This is a genomic window from Bradyrhizobium sp. 132 (genome assembly GCF_023074185.1).
GTDB lineage: Bacteria > Pseudomonadota > Alphaproteobacteria > Rhizobiales > Xanthobacteraceae > Bradyrhizobium.
Map to the genome: position 1 here is coordinate 1 of NZ_JADPKY010000101.1, position 5606 is coordinate 5606.

Annotated in this window: 5 protein-coding genes; 1 reads left to right on the plus strand and 4 read right to left on the minus strand. The window is 57.2% G+C overall.

Annotated features, from left to right (window positions below; all coding sequences use genetic code 11):
- Nucleotides 1-546: 546 nt before the first annotated feature.
- Entirely contained in the window at nt 547-873 is a 327-nt protein-coding gene (locus IVA74_RS20210) for a DUF3303 family protein (RefSeq protein ID WP_247347538.1), read from the minus strand.
- Nucleotides 874-1138: 265 nt separating this feature from the next.
- Complete coding sequence (locus IVA74_RS20215) at nt 1139-1546, minus strand: hypothetical protein (RefSeq protein WP_247347539.1); 408 nt, start codon at nt 1544-1546, stop codon at nt 1139-1141.
- Between the two features lie 682 nt (nt 1547-2228).
- Between IVA74_RS20215 and IVA74_RS20220 the strand changes: the two genes are divergently transcribed.
- A complete protein-coding gene (locus tag IVA74_RS20220) occupies nt 2229-3053 on the plus strand; it encodes a methyltransferase domain-containing protein (RefSeq protein WP_247347540.1) in 825 nt (274 codons plus the stop codon).
- Nucleotides 3054-3714: 661 nt separating this feature from the next.
- Here IVA74_RS20220 and IVA74_RS20225 read toward each other — a convergent pair.
- Nucleotides 3715-4338 (minus strand): YjbE family putative metal transport protein, encoded by a 624-nt coding sequence (locus IVA74_RS20225; protein WP_247347543.1) that lies wholly within the window; start codon nt 4336-4338, stop codon nt 3715-3717.
- 158 nt (nt 4339-4496) lie between these two features.
- Nucleotides 4497-4874: a hypothetical protein gene (locus IVA74_RS20230; RefSeq protein WP_247347545.1), complete on the minus strand. Its 378-nt coding sequence runs from the start codon at nt 4872-4874 to the stop codon at nt 4497-4499.
- Nucleotides 4875-5606 lie beyond the last annotated feature (732 nt).

Below are 5606 nucleotides of genomic sequence, written 5' to 3' on the forward strand. Positions count from 1 at the left end.
CCTCCCGCCCCGCCCCCAGCGCCACCCTGCGCGGAGGCGGCAGCGATCGATCCGAACACAAGTGCAGCTACGAGCGCCATCTTGCCAATCTTCATGGTGCTTTCCTCCTATTTAAGTTTGCTTGCAACCGACCGCTGTAACCTTCGTTCCTAAGCTGGAGCAGGACCAAACGCGTCGAGGTGCCGCACGGGCAGGATACCTCACTTGCAGCAGACGACTTCCCCGTGGAGGTCGAGATCAAAGCGAGCCGGTCGCACCTGCCGAAACAGAGGGGCTCGCCGACCGACTCGCCGAACCGCTCAACGAGCATGCGCACCAATGCCCGGTAACAACCACAAGGCCCCGGCTTAGGTGGGAAGCGAATTTGCTCGAACGCATTTCCGCATGCCGCGGCAGAATGTCTCGATTTGAGCTCCCGATAACTTCAACAAGGCAGGCAGTGCCGCCGATCGTATCGGATCGCGACATCGGCCTCGCTCTCTCCGTTGCCTTGAATTGAGACCCCCCGACCAATTGTCGGGGCGCTGATTTCATATCGTCCGCCAACTACCCTTTAGACGCCTGTCTCGCCCATTCGAGTGAACTTGCGTTTATCGGCACCGACTCACCGATGTCGACGACCGGAACGACATCAATGTCATTCCAGAAAGTGTACTTTGCCACGAAGGCGGTGATGGCTTTTGGGTCGTTGGCTTCGACCAAAACATAGCCGCCTCGTCCCGCCAGGTTCGCCACGAACACGTGTATCGTCAGCCCCTTCTCTTCATCCGGCGTCCACTTGCTGAACGCCGCAAGAAGCGATTGCGACCCTGCGAAGTTTTGGTCAAAGGAAAGACCGGCAGTGCGAACTGTATATTCGAGCATGTATTTCATGAAACACCTCCTTCAAAACTGGACAGTGAGCCACGCGCCCCATCTAATCTTAAGTGCGAGCGGTCGCGCAAGTGTTAGCAGCGGCGAGAGCGACCTCATTGGTCGTGAAATTGCCCGGTCATGACCCATCGCGTCGGTTAGCGCAGCGGGCATATCTAGAAATTCGACACAACCCGGAAGGCACGTCAGAGGGCACACCGACGCGATCGGCGCGCCGTCGCGTGCGCCATTCGCTCTACAATCTATTACTTGCGAAGAACGAGCCTTAAGCCTTCAGGTCGGTGATCCTCATGATCGCGACCACGTTCCCATCATTGAACGCCTGCTCCTTTGTGTCCTTGTTGCAGGTCCAGACAAAATTCTTCTTGCCGGTAAAGGTCTTTTCGTCCTGCTCAAGCCGAAGCTCTCCTTCGGTGATATGGCAGACCATGGCATTCATCATCGGAGGCCCCATGGTCTTCGATCCCGGCTGCATGATGACGTCACGCATTGAGACGGTCTTAAAACCCGGGATCAGCGATGGTGTGTCGCCATCATACTGGCGCACCACCACACCCGGCCATGGAGTTGTGTCCTTGTAGCCCGTGGTTTGAGCGGCGGCGGGCTTTATCGTGGCCGCCGTAGCCGCTGCCAACCCGAATGCCAATGCAGACCTTCGGTCGATCTTGCTCATCGGTTTTCTCCTCTGCAACAAGCCGCCGCAAAAGTTGCGCGCGTGGGGAATGTGAAATCGTGGTGTGAAACCGAAAAGGGGGCGGTCTCTTAGGGTAGCGTACCTGCCGATAGCGCTAGTAACTGCTCGTTCGTCCCGAACGGTGACTTCGGCACATCCCGCTTCAGGGGCAACCACATTCTACAAGACTGGATGCACCCCTAGAAATGGGTGTTTCGCCCCAAGAGGCAAAATGCCTCAGCTTGCTCAGGGCCCGAAGATCGTACTCGCTGTCGGCAACTTCACACTGCGTCCAACTGAATACGCAAGTCAGTGTGGCTGACTGGTTCTACGGTGTGTGTGTGTGTGCTGGTCGCAGGGCATATTTCGCGGAAGGCTCCGGGAGAGGAATGTAATCGGCTGCTTTTGGAGAAGTACGCGCACGATAAGTCATGGCGTTCTAACCCCATCCAGTGGTGCGATTACGTGGCAACCTTGACGCTCGTTTATAGCGATCTCGGCACGTGACCCGAAGTTTGCCCCTGCGCCGATGCCCTACATCTCCCAGTCATCGTCCCCGGTGCGGACCGCCGCCTTGACCCATAGCTGACTTCATAGCATCGAGTTATACTGCCCTCACGGCCAACGTACTTTGTAAAGTCTGGTTGCGGTCAAACATTTCTTGCAGGTAGGAGGCATGAAAATGAGCCAGCAAGCACAGTGGCAGGTCGTGGGCAGTGCGCCCGAGGTATACGAGCGAGAGCTGGTGCCGGCTGTGTTTGGGGTGTGGGCTCCGATACTTGTTGAGCTAGCTCAACCTCGGCCTAGCGAGCGTATTCTCGATGTCGCGTGCGGCACTGGTGTTGTGGCGCGCATCGCCGCAACGCGCGTCGGTCCAAGTGGTACCGTGGTTGGGATTGATCTCAATCCTGGAATGTTGAGCGTCGCTAGATCAGTCGTATCGCCGGATTCGCGGTCCGGCGGACAACTCCAGTGGCAAGAGGCGAGTGCGGATAAGCTGCCATTCCGAGATGGTTCATTTAACGTCGTATATTGCCAGTTGGGCCTGCAATTCTTCGCCGACCGGCCCGCGGCCTTACGCGAAATGCGTAGGGCTCTTGGTCCCGAAGGAAGACTCGCGCTGATGGTGTGGAACGGCATTCACGAAAGTCCCGGATTTGCTGTTCTGGCTGACGCATTGCAGCGACACGTTGGTCGAGCCGCGGTAGCTATCATGCGTGCGCCATTTGGGTTGTCCAATGCCGACGAATTGGAAGCCCTCGTTCGTGCCACAGGTTTTCAGGACGTTGCAATTCAACAGCGGAGCGGGACCGTGCGCTTTCCGACGGTCGAGCGATTTGTGTTGAGTTACGTTGCGGGCTCGCCATTGGCTGGTCCGGTATCACAGGCAGACGCTGCGGCGCGCGCAGCTCTAATCACCGACGTCAGGAACGCCCTGGGTAAATTCACGAGCAATGATGAACTGGCCTTCCCCATAGCCGCCCACCTGCTATGCGCGAGAGTGTAGGACAGTTCGAGTTTTGCCTCGATTGCCGCGACGCGAACGAGAATTGCGGCTTCCGTTGTTGGCCCGTCGCCGACCTTCGCTTACAGGGCCGCTATGTCTGCCTTTAGGAGATAAGCCGACCCCAGCTCTAGTCGCTATGAAAGTCAGACTGTGACCAAAAGCAGACGCGCGCTGATTCAGTCATCAGCCGCCGCCAAACTTGGATGGATCATCGTAGGCAGGAGGATCGTCGTGATCGGTCCGGAGACCTCCCGGAACGGAATCGTCGCGATAGATGCGCACGCCGCCTGGAGTGATATAGCTCGGGGTGACCACCTGGCCAGGACGCGCGATGGCTTGTCGCGAGTTGTGATGCCACCTTGGCGCGGCGCTCGCAGAAGCACACGACGCGAACACAAGGCATAATCCCAAGACAAAACGCATTGCATTTTCTCCAACCAAGCTCTGTTGTATGTGGTGCGCGCGCTGCTCCTTGCTTTCACATTCGAACGGTGGTTTTGGCTTATCGCGTTGGTTGGCACACCGCAGCGACATGTCCGGAGCACGAGTAGAACGGAATTCGTCCCACTCGGGGGCCGACCGCCGCCTTTGACCCAAAGCGGAAGTGCTTCCTATGAGGGGACCGGAACAGACGCAGGCCACCAAGCAGCGGTATGTCATGTCATATCGACGCTACCTTCATGATATCCAATGTTCCGCGAAAGATCATCTCGACTGCAACGTAGAGAATGACGGCCAGGCCGACGTAAGCAATCCATCGATGATTTTGCAGAAGGCGCGCAATAAGAGAAGCGGCCACGCCCATCATCGCAATGGAAAGCCCCAACCCGAAAATCATGACCACTGGATGCTCTCGTGCCGCCCCTGCGACGGCCAGGACATTGTCAACCGACATGGAAATGTCGGCCGCAATAATCTGCCAACTCGCTTGGACGAGTGTCTTGCGGGGCTTGTTTCCTGCAATTGCTCCAGCAGTCTCCTTCGCACCCATAGGATTTGTGGAGGATGCGCGCAACTCTCGCCACATATTCCAACACACCCACAACAGCAGGATCCCGCCAGCGAGCAGGAGGCCGACGATTTGGAGGATTTGCGTCGCTAACCCGGCAAACAGCATGCGCAGTATCGTCGCCGCAACGATTCCGATCAAAATCGCCTTGACTCGTTGCGCCTGCGGAAGTCCCGCTGCGGCAAGTCCGACGACGATGGCGTTATCGCCAGCGAGCACAAGGTCGATCAGAACGACCTGCAACAATACGTTCAAGACATCTGAGAAATCCAACACGCGTCGCACTCCCCCGTGCCGGGAGAAATGGCCCGCTCTCAGCGCGGATTTTTGGTGGTTGGTATGTGTCTAATCGGTTCGCCGATGCGTGTCGCAGTCCCGTGCCGCAGACAAAACGGGGCCGCTCTAACTCAACTCTAGTTCGACGTCGCCGGCTGTCAGGGGGCTTGGTGACTGTCTCCCACAGCCGGCGTGCCCGGATGTTGTTCGACCGGTTGCTCGAAAAACAGTGCCACTTGATCCGGTTCGCCAAGAATCGCCGCAGCGCAGCCCATCATGGTGAATGCACCGGCAATATCCCAAAGCGTTACATTTTCTAACGTTTCATTTTCTGAAGTTGCCCGAGCAAAGAGCGCTGTGACGATCGCGTCCAAGAAAAGCAGAATGCTGAGCGCAGGCAAGACGAGTTGGACATCCAGGAAGTACATCATCAAGAATGCGGGAGCTGCGACCAGGATGCTCAACAGCGCGAATATGCAGAATGTGTCCCGCCAAGGAGCATTCCTGTTTGTCCAACTTGCATGAGAAGCGATCATTTTGTCCTCCTGCATAGGAGTGTCTTCCAGCGCCGCAAATTACTGAACTACTCTGGCCTAGATGCACCGTTTTCCGACGTCTCCCCGATCAATGTTTTGTCCTATGCCGCCGAGTCTCGATCAGCGTAATAGCGCCGGCCGCCACCACGGCAATAATAACGACGGCTGCAAGCGTCTCGACGGACGCCAGGGTCCCGGACCATTTGTCCCAAAGCTCAATCATATGCTTGCCTCTCGCGAGAGCGCACCCACGATCGATAAAATCCACTCTCTAAAAAGACGAACCTTTACGATCAGAAAAACAATGCTACCCATCGTCGCGCGCTTTTTGACCGCGCGGCAAGGTGACTTATGCGGAACCGATACGGAGGCCGCTTGGACGCCCGTATATCGCGTGCGCTCCGGATCACGGCGACACGCCACTGGATCGCAGAGGACTTCCGCCCGTCGTCGGTCAGCTGCGCCAGGTAGCGGACATAAACGGCGAACGCGAGCGATCTGTCAGCCGCGGCACCGGGATGTCGGCTTGTGGCCCACCATGGAAGTGGCGGCGCACCTCACTGAGGTCCGCTTACCGAGGCATGGCAGACAAGATTTGCTCAGGTTGAGTTCTTCGCATTTTGACCCATTGCGGAAGTGAGGGCGTTAGCAGTCGAGGTCAGAAAGTGACCTGCACCGATGGTCAACAGGTGGTATAGTCGTTTGGTCGTCGTCCTCAGACAGCTAAGAGGA